The organism is Janthinobacterium sp. BJB426 (assembly GCF_002735705.1).
GTDB lineage: Bacteria > Pseudomonadota > Gammaproteobacteria > Burkholderiales > Burkholderiaceae_D > Janthinobacterium.
In genome coordinates, this window is record NZ_PDZL01000018.1 from 97,904 (window position 1) to 114,432 (window position 16,529).

Below are 16,529 nucleotides of genomic sequence, written 5' to 3' on the forward strand. Positions count from 1 at the left end.
CCGCAAATTAGCTGAATCATGGTCACTCTTGCGTGTTGTCAGTACGCGACGCGTAGTCAGGGACTAAGCTGAAGTTTCTGTTGTACAACGCACGGATGGCTGGACAAAAAGCGAGGATAAGGTAACACTAAGATCAGACACACAGCGCATGTCCTGATCAATACCGGGAAGTTTCAATTCACGTTACCGAGATATTTATCATGCAGACCTCGTATTTTGCGCTTGCTGTGATAGGGATGGGGCCGTGGCTGCTCTTTGCACCGGCCCAGGCTGCCGATGGCGCAGGCAGTGCCGCATCCAGTAACGTTGCCGTGTACGGCGTGCTCGACGCGGGCATGGTGGCCGAGCGCGGCTGCGCCGCCAATTGCGCCGGCACCAAGGTGTCCGGCGGCGTCGCGTCCGGCTCGCGCCTGGGCGTGCAGGGCCGCGAAGCCCTGGGCAATGACGTGTCCGCCGTATTTACCCTGGAAGCGGGCGTGCAGAACGACACGGGCCAGTCGGAAGAAGGCCGCTTGTTCGGCCGCCAGGCCTACGTGGGCCTCGACAGCCGCCTGGGCGCGCTGACCCTGGGGCGCCAGTACAATCCCCACTACCTGGCCCTGACCGATGTGGCCGACCCGTTCAAGGGCGGCATGGCCGGCAGCGCCGGCAACCTGGCCGGCTACAGCATGAAACGCTATGACAATACCGTCAAATACGTGACGCCCGCCTTGCGCGGCGTGACCGCCAGCGCCATCTACAGCTTTGGCGAGTCGCCGTACAGCAATGCCAACAACCGCGCGTATGGCGCCACCCTAGGCTATTCGGCCGGCGCCGTGAATGTCAGCGTGTCGCACCAGCGCAAGAATAACCTCATCCTCGCTTCCGGCACCTTGCCCGCCATCGACATGTCGGCCCGCAACACCCTGATCGCGGCGAATATCGACCTGAAAGTGGCCACCGCCTTTGCCGCCGTGGGCATGAACAAGGGCTATGGCAGTTCGCCGTGGGACCCGAACAATGCCTACAGCGCGCTGGCCCTGTCGATGTCGTCGTCGGACAGCCGCGACACTTTGCTGGGCGTATCCGTGCCCGTGGCTGGCTTCAAGCTGCTGGCATCATGGGTGCACAAGGATGACCGTGACCTGGCCAACCGCGACGCCAGCCAGATGGCCATTGGCCTCACGTATTCCCTGTCAAAGCGCAGCGATTTCTATGCGTCCTACGCGAAGATCCACAACAAGAACGGCGCCCGCTACACGGTGGGCAATGCCAGCGACGCGGGGAGAGGCGACGCGGCATTCAACCTGGGCTTTCGTCACGGTTTCTGAGCCGCGGTCGCCGATGGGGCAGGGCAGCTTGCCCCCAGCCACTTGCCGTTGCTCGTCACATTCACCTGTTCCGGCGTGCCGCGCGCGCTGGTGGTCACCGCCAGCTGCATGGAAAATGCCTGGTCGCCCGTAAACAGCACCTTGCCTTCGCCGCTCGATTTCGGATTGGCGCAGGTGAACGACACCTGCATGCCGCCCGCGATGTCCGTATTTTTTGATTTGCAATCGCCGGGCTGGCCCGTGGGAATCTGCCTGCGCGCCGCCATGTCCGGCGTCACGCATGCCGTCACGCGCACGGCGCCGTCGGCGCCCACGGTGGGCATGGCCATGCCGCGGCTGGCCGCCATGTTTTCCAGCTGCTTGCGTTGATCGGGAGGGAGGTTGCCCAGTTGCTGCAGCACCATGGACATGGCGTTGTCGGTGGCGGCATCCGGCGACGCCATCTTGCTGTCGACTTGCCACAGGCCCGGCTTGATGGTGGCGGCCTGCGAGGCGGCCATGACATTGGCCTGGCTGCCTAAGGCGGCGCAAGCCAGCAGGGTCAGGCGTAGCAAAGAGTGTTTCATGTTGGCGTCTCCAGAAAAGGCAGACCCCAGCATACGGCATGGCAAGCGGGGCACGCTTGCCATTGTGTTACAAACTGTGATCTGGCTCGATGCGGCGCACGTCCACGCAGGCGATGCGGCGCTCGTCGGCCTCGACGATTTCATAACGCAGATCATCGAGTTCCAGCACTTCGCCCACGGCCGGCATGTTTTCGAAGTGCGCCAGCAGGAAGCCGGCCAGCGAATTGTATTCGCCGTCTTCGCTGACCAGGGTTTCCGTCTCGAACACTTGCTCCAGGTAATGCAGGTCCGTCGCGCCGTCGATGCGCCAGTGGCCGGGGCCCAGCACTTCCACGTCGGGTTGCTCGTCCTCGTCGGGGAATTCGCCGGCGATGGCTTCCAGGATGTCGATCGGCGTCAGCACGCCTTGCACGGTGCCGAACTCGTCGACCACCAGCACCAGCTGGCCGCGCGAGCGCTTCAGCGTTTCCATGGCTTTCAGCACGCCGGCCGCTTCCGGCACGACGACGGCTTCGCGCATGCTGTCCGGGTCGATCTTGCCGCGCGATACGAGGTCTTCGATCAGGTCCTTGCTGCGCGCGATGCCGACCACGTTGTCGAGGTCATCATTGCAGACAGGAATCATGCTGTGCGGCGTTTCGCGCAGCAATTGCAGCATTTTGTCGCTGCTGTCATTCAGGTTGACCCACGAGACGTCGCCGCGCGGCGTCATGACGGAGCGGATCGAGCGTTCGGCCAGGGTCAGCACGCCGCTGACCATGTTGCGCTCTTCCACGCCGAAGGCGGAGACATCGGGTATTTCCTTGACTTCATGTTCTTCCACGGCTTCGCGGCCCTTGCGCCCGCCCAGCAGGCTCAGCACGGCTTGTGCCGTGCGGTCGCGCAGCGGGGCGTTCGACTGCAGCTTGAGGAAGTTGCGGCGCGCCAGCTGGTTGAAGAATTCGATGACGATCGAGAATCCGATGGCGGCGTAGAGATAGCCTTTCGGAATGTGGAAGCCCAGGCCTTCGGCCACCAGCGACAGACCGATCATCAGCAGGAAGCTCAGGCACAGCACGACGACGGTGGGGTGGGCGTTGACGAAGCGCGTCAGCACCTTCGAGGCCAGCATCATGACGACGATGGAAATGACGACGGCCGCCATCATCACGTACAGGTTTTCCACCATGCCGACGGCCGTGATGACGGCGTCGAGCGAAAACACGGCGTCAAGCACGACGATCTGCGCCACCACGAGGCCGAAGCCGGCATAGACTTTCGGACCCGTCTGGGCGTGCGTGACGCCTTCGAGGCGTTCGTGCAGCTCGGTGGTAGCCTTGAACAGCAGGAACAGGCCGCCGACGAGCAGGATCAGGTCGCGTCCCGAGAACGAGAATTGCCAGACAAAAAACAGCGGCGTGGTCAATGTCACCAGCCAGGAAATCAGCGAAAGCAGGCCCAGGCGCATGACGAGGGCCAGGGTCAGGCCCAGCACGCGCGCCTTGTCGCGCTGGTGCGGCGGCAGTTTCTCGGCCAGGATGGCGATGAAAATCAGGTTGTCGATACCCAGTACGATTTCCAGTACGACCAGCGTCAGCAGGCCGACCCAGATTGTCGGGTCAAATAACCATTCCATGTGTGTAACCTTGTAAAGTCGATCAGTGTAAAGCGTGCCTGGCGGCTAAAGCCCCGGGCGTGTGGGTGCTGCATGCATGTCTTCAGGGGCGGACGCGCGGCGGCCGGGTGGCCAGCCGCACGTCCGCTTCGGCAAGTGCGCCCGGTCCCGCTTGCCAAATGATGGCGCAAAACGGCGCCCCCTGGCGCGAGGTCGGGTACAGCGTGATGGGGTCGTTGTCGCATTCTTCGCTATCGCAGCTGTCGCCAGGCAGGTCCGCATGGAGGCTGGCGTCGGCACAATCGATGCTGAAGGCGGGCGTGGCGGTAGTGCCGGCCGCAATTGCATGCTGGAATGGGGAAGGGCTGGCGTAGGCCATGCTGGCGAACGCCTGGGGTAACGCGATGAAAACAAAAAGGCAGAGCAGGACGAGAGCTCGTCTCATATACAGGCAGATAGTTCTGGAACCGTGGAGTATAACACGGGCGCATAACCGCTCGATGACAGGACTTGCATAAGTGATACGTATGCCGTAAATTACGAAATAGCAATAATTTCACGTGGCGGCGAAGACGCAGCGCGGGCCCCGTGACTATTCTTGCGTTCGTATCACATCGCGCCTGCGCCGATTGCTTGCGCACGTCTATAACGTAGTGTTACCAGGACTCTGCCTTGAAACCCATTACCGCCCTCCTGCTTGCCGCCGGCATCCTCTCGCCTTCATTCATCCTTGCCGCCACCCCGGTGGAAGCGGCGCCGACCCAGAAAGCCGGCAAGGCTGCGCCCAACCGCGCCGCCGCCGTCAAAGTCACGTCCGTCGAAGGCATCACCGAATACCGCCTGGCCAATGGCTTGCGCGTGCTGCTGTTCCCCGATGCCAGCAAGCCGACCCTGACGACGAATATCGTCTACCTGGTCGGTTCGCGCCATGAAAACTATGGCGAAACGGGCATGGCCCACTTGCTCGAACACTTGCTGTTCAAGCCTAGCGCCAACTTCGGCGTCAAGAAGGGCACCAAGACCCCGGTCGAGATCCTGAATTCGACGGGTGCCCAGTTCAACGGCACCACCTGGTATGACCGCACCAATTACTACGCCACCTTCCCCGCCAACGACGACAACCTGCGCCAGATGCTGGCCATGGAAGCGGACCGCATGGTCAACGCGGCCATCGACCAGAACGACCTGTGGAATCCGAAGACGCAAAAGGGCGAAATGACCGTCGTGCGCAACGAGTTCGAGATGGGCGAGAGCGACCCGATCGGCGTGACGAGCGAACGCATCCAGGCCATCGCCTACGACTGGCACAACTACGGCAAGTCGACCATCGGCGCCCGTTCCGACATCGAGCAGGTGAATATTCCCCGTTTGCGCGCGTTTTACCATAAATATTATCAGCCGGATAACGCCGTGCTGATGGTGGCGGGCCGCTTCGACGAAGCCAAGGTCTTGAAGCAGATCAATGAGCTGTTCGGCAAGATCCCGAAACCGACGCGCGTGATCGAGCCGACCTACACGGCCGAACCGGTGCAGGATGGCGAGCGCGCCGTGACGGTGCGCCGCAGCGGCGGCACGCAGTTCGTCGGCGCCGGCTACCACGTGGCGCCGTCCGGCAACCCGGACGCCGTCGCCATCGAAGTGCTTGGCCACGTGCTGACGGACGCACCGGCCGGCCGCCTGCACAAGGCGCTGGTGGAAACCAAGCTGGCCAGCAAGATCGAATACAACTCCGTGAGCAACCTGGAGCCGGGCTACAACCTGTTCGGCGCGCTGGTGCCCGTCGATGGCAACCTTGATGCGGCGCAAGCGGCCATGCTGAAAGTACTGGAAGAGCTGAAATCGCAGCCCATCACAGATGCGGAAGTGGCGCGCGTGAAACAGCAATTGACCAAACAGATCGAACTGGCCACCTCGAATACGGCACGCCTGACGATCGCCCTGACGGAGTCGCTGGCGGCAGGCGACTGGCGCCTGTTCTTCCTGCAGCGCGACCAGCTCGACAAGCTGACGACAGCGCAGGTGCAGGCGGCGGCCGAGAAATACCTGAAGAGCTCGAACCGTACCCTGGGCCGCTTCATCCCGACCGATGCGCCGGACCGCACCGTCGTGCCGGCCTACGCTGACGTGGCGCCGCAACTGGCCGGCTACACGGGCCGCGCCGTGGTGGCGCAGGGCGAAGCGTTCGACCCGAGCCCCGACAATATCGAAGCACGCACCACGCGCTTCACCTTGCCGAACGGCTTGAAGGGCGCCTTGTTGCCGAAGAAAACCAAGGGCAGCACCGTCAGCGTCGTGTTGAAATTGCAGATCGGCAGCGAAGAAAACTTGCGCGGCAAAGCGCAAGTAGGCGTCTACACGGCCAATCTGTTGTCGCGCGGCACGGATAACCTGTCGCGCCAGGAAGTGAAGGACAAGTTTGACCAGCTGGGCATGCAAGTGGCGATTTCGGGCGGCGCCGAGGGTGTCACCGCCATGCTGACAGGCAAGCGCGAGAACTTGCCGGCCGCCATGGACTTGCTGGCGCAAGTGCTGCAAAAGCCGGCCCTGAACGAAACGGAATTCCTGGAATTTCAGCGCGAGCGCGTGGGACGCGCGGAGCAGGAGCTGCCTGAACCGCAACCGCTGGCCGTGAACGCCTTCCGCCGCCTGCTCGACGCCACGCCGGAAGGCCATGTGCGCCACGTGGCCACCCTGCCGGCCGAACTGGCGCAATGGAAAGCCATCCAGGTGACCGACGTGAAAGCCTTCCATGGCGCCTATTATGGCGCCGCCAACGCGACTTTTGCTGCCGTGGGCGACTTCGACCCGGCCGCGCTGAAGGCGCAGGTAGCCAGCCTGTACGGCAGCTGGAAGGCGCAGCAGCCGTATGTGCGCATTCCCGACGCCGTCAAGCCCGTCAGCGGCGAGAAAGTCACCCTGGAAACGCCGGACAAGGCGAACAGCGTGCTGTTCGCCATCCAGCCGATTCCCCTCAAGGATGATGCCGCCAGCTATCCGGCCTTGCTGATCGCCAATCACATGCTCGGTGGCGGCGCCTTGCGCAGCCGCCTGGCCGACCGCATCCGCCAGAAGGAAGGCCTGTCGTACGGCGTCGGCTCGCAAGTGAGCGTGCCGTCGCGCGAACCGGCCGGCTACTGGATGGCGTACGCCATCAGCGCGCCGCAAAACACCGTCAAGGTGGAAGCGGCGCTGCGCGAGGAAATCGCCAAGGTGCTGGCCGACGGCTTTACGCAAGAGGAATTGGCCGAGGCGAAGAAAGGCTGGTTGCAATCGCAAGAAGTGGGCCGCACGCAAGACGCTGGCCTGGCGCGCGAACTGGCCGGCTACCTTGCCGAAGACCGCACCATGGCGTACGACAAGGACCTGGAAGCGAAAGTGGCCGGCTTGACCCTGGCGCAAGTGAACCAGGGTCTGCGCGAATACCTGAAGCCCTCGGCCGTGTCGGTGGTGGTGGCGGGCGACTTCGCCAAGGTGGCGAAAGAGGGCGAAAGCGGCGCCAAGGCAACGACGTCGAAATAAGCTACTTCAAAATAAGCTGTTTTAAATAGAAAAACCCGTTGGCAAGTGACCTTGCCAGCGGGTTTTTTTACGATCTTGATTTTGATGTCAACGTCCCGACACCGGACAAAACCGTAGCGAGCGGAAGGGAGAGGTGGCCGAGAAGCGCAACCGTACTAAAGTACGGTGAGCATCGCAAGCCGCCTATACCGACGCGCAGTAGGTTTGGTTCGGTGTTACCCCCGTGGGGCTAATTCTGCTACGTAGATTTCCACGCGGCGATTGCGTGCGCGTCCCGAGGCATCCGCATTCGAGGCGATCGGCTCGCGGGCGCCGCGGCCTTCCGTGACGACGCGGGTCGGCGAGACGCCGCGCATGGACAGGTAGTCGCGCGTGTGGGCGGCGCGTTCCACCGACAGCGGTTCGTTGATGGAATCGCTGCCCGTGCTGTCCGTATGGCCGATGATGCTGACCGTGGTGTTCGGGTTTTCGTTCAGGGTGGCGGCAAAGCGATCGAGGATGGGGCGGAAGTTGCCCTTGATGTCGGCGCGGTTGGTGTCGAAGGAAATATCGCTTGGGATTTCCATTTTCAGGCGGTTATCGGCCGTCTGCGACACTTGCACACCAGTACCCTGTGTCGCTTGTTCCATCGCGCGCTTCTGGTTTTCCATGCGGTTCGACCAGATATTGCCGACCACGGCGCCAGCTGCCGCACCCAGCAGGGCGCCGCCGGCCGTGCGGCCGCTGCTGCCGCCACCGGTGGTGCCGCCGATCAAGGCGCCCAGGCCCGCGCCGATGCCGGCGCCCGTGGCCGTGCCACGTTGCGTCGAGGACATGTCCGCGCAGCCGGTGGCGGCCAATGCGATCACCAGCATGCCGATCAGGGATTTGGCGCCAGGGCCTTTTTTGAATGTTTCTTTCATGGATTTTCTCCTTGTTTTGTTATTGGGACATACCCAGGAATTACCTGCACACGTTACTGCAAAATGGCGCGGCGTGCCAGTGCACGCACAATGCAGGCAAAAAGGCGGCGCCCGTTTGCACGCGCGCCGCTCTTGTCAGGCCAGACTAACGGCCTGGGCTATAAACCGCGCCCGCTGATCAGGCGCAGCAGCACCATGATCACGGCGACCACCAGCAGGATGTGAATGAAGCCGCCAATGGTATAGGAAGTTACCAGGCCCAGCAGCCAAAGAATGATGAGTACGACGGCGATTGTATACAGCATGATGTGTCCTCCGAGAGTAATGTGTGGATGACGGCGACTGCCGTGGCCTTGCAGGCGCTGGCGCGTGGCGCCGTCATCGGTTCTTGTCATTGCGCGGCGACTGGGTCGCTGAACGCTGATGCCATGACTAAGTGTCTACTTTGTTTCCCTTGCGTTCTGTACGCTGTCGTACACAAGTCTCAACTATCGTGAGCGGTCGGCCTGTTCATCGGCCATGCCCGGCACCCACGCCAGCATGCCGGCCATGCCGACGGCGCCTGCCAGGCAACTGACCATGCCGCCGGTCAGTAGCAGCATGACGCCGAACACGGGTCCGCCCGCTTGCGGCGCCAGGTCCAGCGCGCAGAAGCCCAGCGCGGTGGCCAGCAAACCACCGCCAATAAAGCCCAGCCAGATCCTGTTGCTGCCTGTCTTGTCGTCTTGCATGGCTACTCCTTGATGACGTTTCGTTGAACTTTCCTGAATGCATCATCTCGCGCGACGGCAAGCTCATCTGTACGCCAACGAACATTGCCAAAAAGAAAACGCCCGGACAGGCTGGGCGTGTGTTTTATTTGCAACTAATCGCGGCAGCGGCGCCGCCGCGGTTTGCTTAGCCCATGGCGCGCAAGCCGCCGTTGACGACGCGTACGCGGTCGCCCTGGCGCCAGTTTGGCGCGGCGCTCTGGTGCACGGTGCGCGTCTTGCCGTTATCCAGGCGCACGACGATGTTGTAGCTGCGCGTGGCGCGCACGCTGCCTTCGATCTGGTTGCCGGCCACGGCGCCGCCGACGGCGCCCAGCACGGTGGCCAGTTGCTTGCCGTGGCCGCCACCGACCTGGTTGCCCAGCAAGCCGCCGACGACGGCGCCGCCGGCCGCACCCACGCCGCTGCCTTCGGCGCGCGTATTGACTTCATGGATGGCTTCGATCACGCCGCAATTGCTGCATACCTGCGGCGCCGGGGCGGCCGCGTATTGTGGCTGCGGCTGCGGCTGCGGCTGGCGCACCGGCTGTTGCTGCTGCTGTTGCTGCTGTGGCGGCAGGGCGGCCAGCGGCTGCGTTACGGACGGTTGCAAGTTCGCTTGCGGCTGGTTCGCCTGCAAGTTGGCCATTTGCTCGGCCGAGGTGCTGGCCGCCAGCGGCTGGCTATCGCCCTGGGAGGAAGGCAGCCAGCCCATCAGGGCAGCCGTGCCGACGCCGCAAAACAGCAGGACGGCGACGGCGGCGGCAAGTACCAGCGGATGAAGGGATTTGGTGGTGGTAGTCATGGAAGGCTCCTTGGTTTTTTTAAAATAATAAAAAGGGTCATGCGTGTTCTGCGTGTTATTTGCGTCTGTTGCCAGTGTGCTGTGCCGCTTGCTCCGCTTCCGTGCGTCACCGTACATACAGGGCCGGTACTGCACCGTAGGCTAAGTAAAAATTATGTCGAGTTGTAACGACACCAAGGAAAAGCAATGCCACCAACGACTGCCAGCATGACCCTGTCCCGCGATGCAGGCCGATCCGGCCTGGGTTCGCCCGTGGGCGCGCTTGACGCCGGCAACCGCTTGCTGGCCAGCCTGCCCGAGCACGACTTGCGGCACCTGACGGCGCTGTTCGATACCGTCACGGTCGAGGTGGGCGAGGTGCTATACGAACCGGGCCAGCCTATCGGCCACATCTATTTTCCCGGCGATTGCCTGATTTCGCTGCTGGCCGTGGCGGAGGGCCGCATGACGCTGGAAGTGGGCTCCGTCGGCCGCGAAGGCGTATTGGGCGCGTCCGTCGCGCTCGGTCATGACCTGGCGCAAGTGCGTGCCGTGGTGCAACGTTCCGGTACGGCCAGCCGTATCGCGCGGGCCGAGTTCTGCGCCGAGTTCGCCCAGCTCGAGTCCCTGCAGCGCTTGCTGTACCGCTACACGGACACCCTGCTGGCGCAAGCCATCCAGATTGCCGTGTGCAGCCGCTTCCACGTGCTCGAAGCGCGCCTGGCCCGTTCGCTGCTGATCACGCGCGACCGCCTGCAGTCCGAAAAATTTCACCTCACGCATGAATTTCTCGCCCACACCCTCGGCGTGCGGCGGGTCGGCGTGACCAAGGCGGCCAGCGCGCTGCAACAGCAAAAACTCATCACCTACAGCCGCGGCAATATCGAGATCCTCGATTCTGCCGGCCTGGAAGCCGTTTCCTGCCGCTGTTACGAGCTGGTCAAGGACAGCGGCGCCATCGGCATGGCCAACGTCTTTGTCTAATTTCCTCAGAATAACTTTTCAATTTCATCAACGGAAGCCGGACGCAAAAAAGCGGGGCGGGCGCCTGCGCGCCCACCCCGCTTTTGAGACAACGATTACTTCGGCTTGACCTGGTTGCCGATCACGCCGCCGACTGCGGCGCCGCCGACTGCGCCGACTGCGCTGCCGCCCGTCAGCACGGAGCCGGCAACGGCGCCGACGCCAGCGCCGATGGCGGTGTTTTTATCCTGGCCGGACATGTTGGCGCAAGCAGTCAAGCTCAGCAGCAAAGCGGCAACGGAAGTGGTAGCGGCGATTTTTTTAATGATTTGCATGATAGTTCTCCTATGAATTCGGACCTCGTGGCGCCGGCATGGTATGGGCCGGTAGGACTTCGTATCGCCACGTCTTGGGTGTTTCAGGCACGATCACAGAATAGGATTCTGGCAAGGCAGGGTCTGTTCGGCAACGCACATAGGGGTGTAACAATTGTAATCGCGCACGGCTGCCGTATCTGCTCATCTCCTTCAACGGCTTTTGCGCGGCGCCTTGCCCGGTTTCGGCGCCACCGGCTTCACGCGCGCCTGGGCCAGCAGTGCCGCGCATTCGCTATCCTCGACGGGGCCGGTATTCACCAGCGGCAGCAGGGCCGCCACAGGCGCCACCACGGCCAGCGCCAGTGCACCACCGGCGCGCAGGGCCAGCACGCCCTTGTCGACGCTCACGTCGGGCTTGCTGAAGGTGCCATGCACATACAGGGGCGAGCGCAGCGAAAAGATGCGCAAACCCTTGCTGTCCGGTCGCAGGGTCAGGTCCAGCCGTTCATCGGCCAGGTTCACCGTGCCGTCGATACTCAGGACGGCATCATCCGTGTCGACGATGAACTGGCGCGTGCGCATCAGCCCCTTGGTGACAACGAAATCGGCGGCCATGCAGTTCAGCCTGACCTGCTTGTCGCCAGACAGTTTGGCCAGCACGACACTGCCGATATTCAAGCCCATTTCTTCCAATAACAGCTTGCTGATGCTGCCCCGGTTGATCAGCGCGCGCACTTCGCCGTTCGAGCTGCCCAGCAGGGTGGCGACGGAATTGCCCGTGGCCGACAGCGACGCGTCGCCATTGATTTCGCCCACGCTCGCTTGCAGGGCCGGCAGGCGGGGGAACAGTTGCTGGATGTGCAGATGGCGGGCGCTGGCCTTGAGTTCGGCCGCGATGCCGTTGGCGATGACCTTGCCGCTGCCGTCGAGCTTGATCTGCGACGTCAGGGTGCCGCCCGCCACGTTGAAATTCAGGGGCGTGAGCGAGAGCACGCCATCTGTCAGCACCACATGCGTGTCGAGCTTGCTGATCGGCAGCTCGGCATCGCGCGTGATCTTGTCCGCCGTGTAGCGCACGTCGGCGTCCAGGCTGGTCCAGCGCTCCGTCTTGAAGGTTTCCACCGGCAACACCCGGCCGGCCGGCTGCGTCGACGGTACGCCCCGTTCCTTCTTGCTGGCGCTGGAATCGGCGCCCACCAGCGGACCGAGGTCTGAAAATTGCAGCAGGCGCGAATGGACTTCACCCGTCAGGCGCTTGCGCGGCGTGCTGGAGAAAAAAGCCAGCTTGCCACTGATGTCGCTGGAGCCCACCTTGCCGCTGAACTTGTCGTAGACCCACTCGCCGCCGCGCGGCGCCAGCGTGCCCGTCAAATGGCCTTCCGTGCTGAAGTGCGGCGTTTCCGGCAGCAGCACGCCCGTCAAGGGATACAGGCGCGCCATGCTGGGGCCGGATAGCTTCAGGCGCACGTCGAGCGCGGCCAGGTTGGTCGGGCGGGTCAATGTGCCTTCGATGGCCACGCTGCTGCCGCTCGCGCGCATGTCGGCCTGGATGGGGAAGGGCGTGCCTTGCCGCTGCAGCGACAGCACGCTGCCCGCCTTGCCGCCGCCCTTGATGGTTTCGCCGCGGTAGGTGCCGGACAGTGTCCACGCGATGCCGTAGCGCGCATCGTCCGCGATGGTGTCGACATCGGCGCGCATCGCCGTTTTGCTGACGCCATCGTTCAGGGTCACGGTGCCCTTGCTGAAGACCACGCTTTGCAGTTCCAGCTGCCATGGCGACGGCTGGTCCTGCTTGTCGAAGGTCCAGTTGTTCTTGCCGTCCTTGCTGCGCAGCAAGCGCACCTGCGGCGTGTCGAAGCGCAATTGAGGAATGATGATTTTCTTGTCCAGCAAGGCCAGCGGATTGAGCGAGAACGCCAGCTGGCTCACGCTGGCCAATTGCGCCTGGCCATCCGTGTCCGCCATGGTGTGCGGGTTGCCCAGGCGCACGTCCTTGGCTTGCAGGTGCGGCCAGGGCAGATAGTCGCGCCAGGTTTTTTGCCCCGCGTTAGTTGGCTGCTGCCACGTCAGCGCCAGGTCGCCCTCGATGGCGAACGGCCGCCCCAGCGCTTCGCTGGCGCGCGCATTGAGCCAGGGCTTGGCGCGGTTCCAGTCCATGTTCAGCAGGATGAGCGAGGCGGTGACGGGCAGGGCGATCAGCACGGCGGTGCTGACGAGGGTGATTTTCTGACGACGGGAGAGCGGCATAAGCTGATTCTTTCTGGACAAGTAGTTGCGATGCTACAGGAATCGCTTCAAAGCCGGGCCTGTTTCAGGGTTTGCTGGCGGACACGTGCGCTGGCGCACGTTGCCCATGCAAGTATTGTCGATTTCTTACTCTATGTGCGGCACCGAACGGATATGCGGGGAACCGGAGCCTATAACGTCATACATCAAACGCAGTTCCTGATTCCAGATGTACCGATATCTACCCCATGCTTCACATTCTCCAGGAGAAGAAAAATGACAAACCGAGATTTCAAGATGTCCCCATTGGCCGCCTTGGCCGCCTGCGCCACCGCCGTCGTTCTGATGACGGGCTGCTCCAGCCTGAAAACGCCAGCCACGGCCGACGTCGCCGTGTCGCGCGCCGCCGTCGATAACGCCGCCAGCGCCGGCGCCGCCGACCTGGCTCCAGATGAAATGCGCTCGGCACGCGAAAAAATGCGCATGGCCAACCAGGCCCTGAAAGACCGCGACTACAAGACGGCACGCGACCTGGCCGACCAGGCGCAAGCAGACGCCAAGCTGGCGCAAAGCAAGGCCAACTCGGCCAAGGCCACCAGCGCCGCCGATGAAATCAACGAGAACATCCGCGTCATGCGCGAAGAGCTCGACCGTGCCAATCAGCAAGCCCCAAAACAATAAGCCACAACAATAACTAATAACAGGACCCCATCATGAAAAAAGCTACTTACACCACCATTCCCGGCCTGCTGGCCATGGCCGCTTTTGTCGCCGCCTGCAGCTCCGCACCGACCACCACCAGCCTGCTCGACCAGACGCGCGGCGACTACATGGCGGCGCAATCGAACCCGATCGTGTCGACCTATGCGCCACGCGAATTCCGTGAAGCGAGCGCTGCGCTGGAAGCGGCAAACGCGGCCGCCACGCGCCAGGAAGATAGCGAAAAGGTCGACAAGCTGGCCTACCTGGCCAAGCAAAAGATAGCCACGGCGCAAGAAGTTGCCAAGCAAAAGGCCGCGGAAGCCGATATTGCCAACGCCGGCAAGCAGCGCGACCAGTTGCGCCTCGATGCGCGCACGCAGCAAGCTGACCAGGCCACGGCCCGCGCCCAGTCGGCGCAAGCGGATGCGGAAGCGGCCAAGGCCCAGGCGCAAGCGGCCGAAGCGTCGGCCCGCGATGCGCAAGCCCGCGCCGCCGGACTCGAAGCGCAGCTGGCCGACCTGGCCGCCAAGAAAACCGAACGCGGCATGGTGATCACCCTGGGTGACGTGCTGTTTGGCACGGACAAGGCGAACCTGACGGCCGATGGAGCGAATACGGCGCGCAAGCTGGCTGACGTGCTGAAAAACAACCCGCAGCGCACCGTGCTGATCGAAGGCTTTACGGATAGCACGGGCGGTTCCGCGCACAACCTGGAATTGTCGCAACGCCGCGCCGAATCCGTGCGCAATGCGCTGCTGGAGCAAGGCATCAGCCGCGACCGCATCGCCACGAAAGGCTATGGCGCCGCCTATCCGGCCGCCGGCAATGACAGCGCGGCGAACCGCCAGCTGAATCGCCGGGTGGAAATCGTCTTGTCCGAGGACAACACGGCCATTCCCGCCCGCCGTTAAGCTGCGTCAGTTGACGCGGCAGTAGAAAGGCAGCACCGGCCGAAGGTTGGCCGGTGGATACCCATGCAAGACTTGAAAGGAAACATCATGACCCAAACATCTGTTGAGATTCCAGCTGGCATCGATACGGCCGCCATCCGCGCCGCCGCCAAAAACCTGGACGACGGTGCCGTGACGGCCGGCTACCAGGGCGACCGTCAGGAGTTGATCACCCTGTTGAATGGGGCGCTGGCCACCGAACTGGTGTGTATTGCGCGCTATAAACGCCATTACTACACGGTGAGCGGACGCGACAACGGCAGCATCAAGGCCGAGTTCCTGGAACATGCGCAGCAGGAGCAGGAACACGCCGACTGGCTGGCCGAACGCATCGTGCAATTGAATGGCAAGCCAGATTTTAATCCTGCAACATTGCTTGCGCGTAGCCATGCCGAGTATGATGACTCTGAAGACGTGCAGAGCATGGTGCGTGCCAATCTGATCGCGGAACGGGTAGCGATCGAGTCATATCGCCAGATGATCGTGAAAATCGGCGACAAAGACCCGACCACACGCCATTTGTTGATCAAAATCATGGCTGTCGAGGAAGAGCACGCCGATGATATGCGCGATCTAATGGAATAGTGTTTTTGAGTAAAGTAGGTATAGTAACTACATTCATCCACAGCTAAGGAGCTAAACCATGTTGGAAAACAATATCACCACCGTTAATAACGATGTCAAAACCCTGGTCAAGGATGCGCAAGCCCTGTTCAGCGCCGCTGCCGCCCTGACGGGCGAAAAAGCCGACGAAGTGCGCGTCAAGGGCATGAAAACCCTCGATGCCGCGCTGGCCAAGGCGCATGAAGCGCAAGCGTCGGCCATCGTTGCCACCAAGCAGATGGCTGCCCAAGCTGACGGTTATGTCAAGGAAAACCCATGGCGTACCGTGGCTGTCGCCGCTGGCGTCGGCGTGCTGGTCGGCTTCATCCTGGGCCGCAAGTAATCCACTGTCAGGAGCGATATGGACAAGTCTGCTTCGTCTCACCAGGGGCCGGGATTGATCGGCTCGGTTGCCGGCCTGGCCAAAAACGCCGTCGGACTGATGTTGTCGCGGCTGGAACTGGCCACCATCGAACTGTCGGAAGTGCGCAATCACATGCTGCAGCTGATTGTCACTTTCGCGTTGGCGACCGTGGCGGGCTTGTTTGCCATCGCTTACGGCAGCGTGCTGATCGTCTTCCTGGCCTGGGATAGCCTGGGCTGGAAGATCCTGGCGATCATGACGGTCGTGTTCGTACTGCTGGCCATTGCGCTGGTCATGTATGCGCGCGCCATGCTGCGTCAAGGAAAGCTGTCCATGCCGGCCACCATGGCGGAATTGAAGGCTGACCGCGACATGCTGATGTAAGCGGCCTCACGAGGAGAATTCATGTCGGAAAACGACAAACTGGCGGCGCAAGCCGCCCGCAAGCGCCTGCTGATCGCCCAGGGCGAAATGTACCGCGTGGGCATCGTGCATGCGCGCGCCAACGTGGGCTATGCGCTGCGCCCCGAATCGATGCTGCAGGGCGTGGTCGAAACGGCGGTCGGCTTTGCCGGCCACCGGGTCGAATCGCTGCTGGCGCCGGGCGGCATGCGTTTGCAAGGCGCCATGCCTTACGTGCTGACGGCGCTGTCCTTTATCGGACGCAAGAAGCTGGTCAAGCCGGCCCTGGTCCTCGTGGCCGTGGCCGCCGTTGCCGCCAGTTGGCTGCGCCGCAAGCGCTGAACGCCAGCCGTGTTGTACAGGAACGCCGTCATCGACGGCGTTTTTTTTGGGCTATGTCACCATCAAATGTGGGAATACTCCCAGCGTTGCTTTCAATAACGTTTCTGGTGAACGGATGCGCCCGGCGTCGAGTATCCAGCGCCAGCCCAGGTAATTTGGCAGGTAGCGCGTGGCCACGCCGTGAAACGGACGCAGCCATTGCCGCAAGCGGCTGTGATACGCATTGACGTTCTGCA

18 protein-coding genes and 1 pseudogene are annotated in these 16,529 nt (G+C 62.6%); 9 read left to right on the forward strand and 10 right to left on the reverse strand.

Features of this window, described 5'->3' with window-relative positions; all coding sequences use genetic code 11:
* Positions 1 to 200 precede the first annotated feature (200 nt).
* Complete coding sequence (locus CSQ93_RS23265) at positions 201 to 1,310, forward strand: porin (protein ID WP_099380092.1); 1,110 nt, start codon at positions 201 to 203, stop codon at positions 1,308 to 1,310.
* Here CSQ93_RS23265 and CSQ93_RS23270 read toward each other — a convergent pair.
* The 3 genes from CSQ93_RS23270 to CSQ93_RS23280 form a co-directional block, all read right to left on the reverse strand.
* Positions 1,298 to 1,876 carry a DUF3617 domain-containing protein gene (locus tag CSQ93_RS23270; protein ID WP_099380093.1) on the reverse strand — a complete coding sequence of 193 codons (579 nt, stop codon included), beginning with the start codon at positions 1,874 to 1,876 and terminating at the stop codon, positions 1,298 to 1,300. The two genes, CSQ93_RS23265 and CSQ93_RS23270, sit on opposite strands and share 13 nt — an antisense overlap.
* 67 nt (positions 1,877 to 1,943) lie before the next feature.
* Positions 1,944 to 3,491, reverse strand: a complete 1,548-nt coding sequence (locus CSQ93_RS23275) for a TerC family protein (protein WP_099380094.1) — start codon at positions 3,489 to 3,491, stop codon at positions 1,944 to 1,946.
* An 82-nt stretch (positions 3,492 to 3,573) separates the two neighbouring features.
* On the reverse strand, positions 3,574 to 3,849 hold the full coding sequence (locus CSQ93_RS23280) for a hypothetical protein (RefSeq protein ID WP_099380095.1): 276 nt from the start codon (positions 3,847 to 3,849) through the stop codon (positions 3,574 to 3,576).
* A gap of 293 nt (positions 3,850 to 4,142) precedes the next feature.
* Between CSQ93_RS23280 and CSQ93_RS23285 the strand changes: the two genes are divergently transcribed.
* Entirely contained in the window at positions 4,143 to 6,989 is a 2,847-nt protein-coding gene (locus CSQ93_RS23285) for a M16 family metallopeptidase (RefSeq protein WP_099380096.1), read from the forward strand.
* 215 nt (positions 6,990 to 7,204) lie between these two features.
* Here CSQ93_RS23285 and CSQ93_RS23290 read toward each other — a convergent pair whose 3' ends face one another.
* The 4 genes from CSQ93_RS23290 to CSQ93_RS23300 all read right to left on the reverse strand — a co-directional run bounded on the left by CSQ93_RS23290 (position 7,205) and on the right by CSQ93_RS23300 (position 9,445).
* Positions 7,205 to 7,843 carry an OmpA family protein gene (locus CSQ93_RS23290; RefSeq protein ID WP_099380108.1) on the reverse strand — a complete coding sequence of 213 codons (639 nt, stop codon included), beginning with the start codon at positions 7,841 to 7,843 and terminating at the stop codon, positions 7,205 to 7,207.
* Positions 7,844 to 8,049: 206 nt separating this feature from the next.
* Positions 8,050 to 8,196 carry a lmo0937 family membrane protein gene (locus CSQ93_RS29055; protein ID WP_010396376.1) on the reverse strand — a complete coding sequence of 49 codons (147 nt, stop codon included), beginning with the start codon at positions 8,194 to 8,196 and terminating at the stop codon, positions 8,050 to 8,052.
* A gap of 183 nt (positions 8,197 to 8,379) precedes the next feature.
* Positions 8,380 to 8,622, reverse strand: a complete 243-nt coding sequence (locus tag CSQ93_RS23295) for a hypothetical protein (RefSeq protein WP_099380097.1) — start codon at positions 8,620 to 8,622, stop codon at positions 8,380 to 8,382.
* A gap of 166 nt (positions 8,623 to 8,788) precedes the next feature.
* Positions 8,789 to 9,445: a glycine zipper 2TM domain-containing protein gene (locus CSQ93_RS23300; protein WP_099380098.1), complete on the reverse strand. Its 657-nt coding sequence runs from the start codon at positions 9,443 to 9,445 to the stop codon at positions 8,789 to 8,791.
* Positions 9,446 to 9,631: 186 nt separating this feature from the next.
* Here CSQ93_RS23300 and CSQ93_RS23305 point away from each other — a divergent pair, with 186 nt between their 5' ends.
* Positions 9,632 to 10,408 (forward strand): Crp/Fnr family transcriptional regulator, encoded by a 777-nt coding sequence (locus CSQ93_RS23305; RefSeq protein ID WP_099380099.1) that lies wholly within the window; start codon positions 9,632 to 9,634, stop codon positions 10,406 to 10,408.
* A 95-nt stretch (positions 10,409 to 10,503) separates the two neighbouring features.
* Here the strand turns inward: CSQ93_RS23305 and CSQ93_RS23310 are convergent, their stop codons facing one another.
* Both CSQ93_RS23310 and CSQ93_RS23315 read right to left on the reverse strand, forming a co-directional pair.
* Positions 10,504 to 10,722 (reverse strand): glycine zipper 2TM domain-containing protein, encoded by a 219-nt coding sequence (locus tag CSQ93_RS23310; RefSeq protein ID WP_034758955.1) that lies wholly within the window; start codon positions 10,720 to 10,722, stop codon positions 10,504 to 10,506.
* 192 nt (positions 10,723 to 10,914) lie between these two features.
* On the reverse strand, positions 10,915 to 12,951 hold the full coding sequence (locus CSQ93_RS23315) for an AsmA family protein (RefSeq protein WP_099380100.1): 2,037 nt from the start codon (positions 12,949 to 12,951) through the stop codon (positions 10,915 to 10,917).
* Between the two features lie 255 nt (positions 12,952 to 13,206).
* On the opposite strand from CSQ93_RS23315, the gene CSQ93_RS23320 reads away from it, so the two are divergent.
* From CSQ93_RS23320 to CSQ93_RS23345, 6 genes are all read left to right on the forward strand, one after another.
* Positions 13,207 to 13,611, forward strand: coding sequence for a DUF4398 domain-containing protein (locus CSQ93_RS23320; RefSeq protein WP_051992010.1), 405 nt, complete (start codon positions 13,207 to 13,209; stop codon positions 13,609 to 13,611).
* Between the two features lie 32 nt (positions 13,612 to 13,643).
* Positions 13,644 to 14,543 (forward strand): OmpA family protein, encoded by a 900-nt coding sequence (locus tag CSQ93_RS23325; protein ID WP_099380101.1) that lies wholly within the window; start codon positions 13,644 to 13,646, stop codon positions 14,541 to 14,543.
* A gap of 63 nt (positions 14,544 to 14,606) precedes the next feature.
* Positions 14,607 to 15,167 carry a ferritin-like domain-containing protein gene (locus CSQ93_RS23330; protein WP_374106441.1) on the forward strand — a complete coding sequence of 187 codons (561 nt, stop codon included), beginning with the start codon at positions 14,607 to 14,609 and terminating at the stop codon, positions 15,165 to 15,167.
* A gap of 58 nt (positions 15,168 to 15,225) precedes the next feature.
* Positions 15,226 to 15,528: a DUF883 family protein gene (locus CSQ93_RS23335; RefSeq protein ID WP_035826246.1), complete on the forward strand. Its 303-nt coding sequence runs from the start codon at positions 15,226 to 15,228 to the stop codon at positions 15,526 to 15,528.
* Between the two features lie 18 nt (positions 15,529 to 15,546).
* Entirely contained in the window at positions 15,547 to 15,933 is a 387-nt protein-coding gene (locus tag CSQ93_RS23340) for a phage holin family protein (RefSeq protein WP_099380102.1), read from the forward strand.
* A 21-nt stretch (positions 15,934 to 15,954) separates the two neighbouring features.
* The gene (locus tag CSQ93_RS23345) at positions 15,955 to 16,293 is read left to right on the forward strand and encodes a hypothetical protein (protein WP_035826249.1); all 339 of its coding nucleotides are present in this window, start codon (positions 15,955 to 15,957) and stop codon (positions 16,291 to 16,293) included.
* Positions 16,294 to 16,344: 51 nt separating this feature from the next.
* Here CSQ93_RS23345 and CSQ93_RS23350 read toward each other — a convergent pair.
* Positions 16,345 to 16,529: pseudogene (locus tag CSQ93_RS23350) on the reverse strand (IS1595 family transposase); the annotation flags it as partial.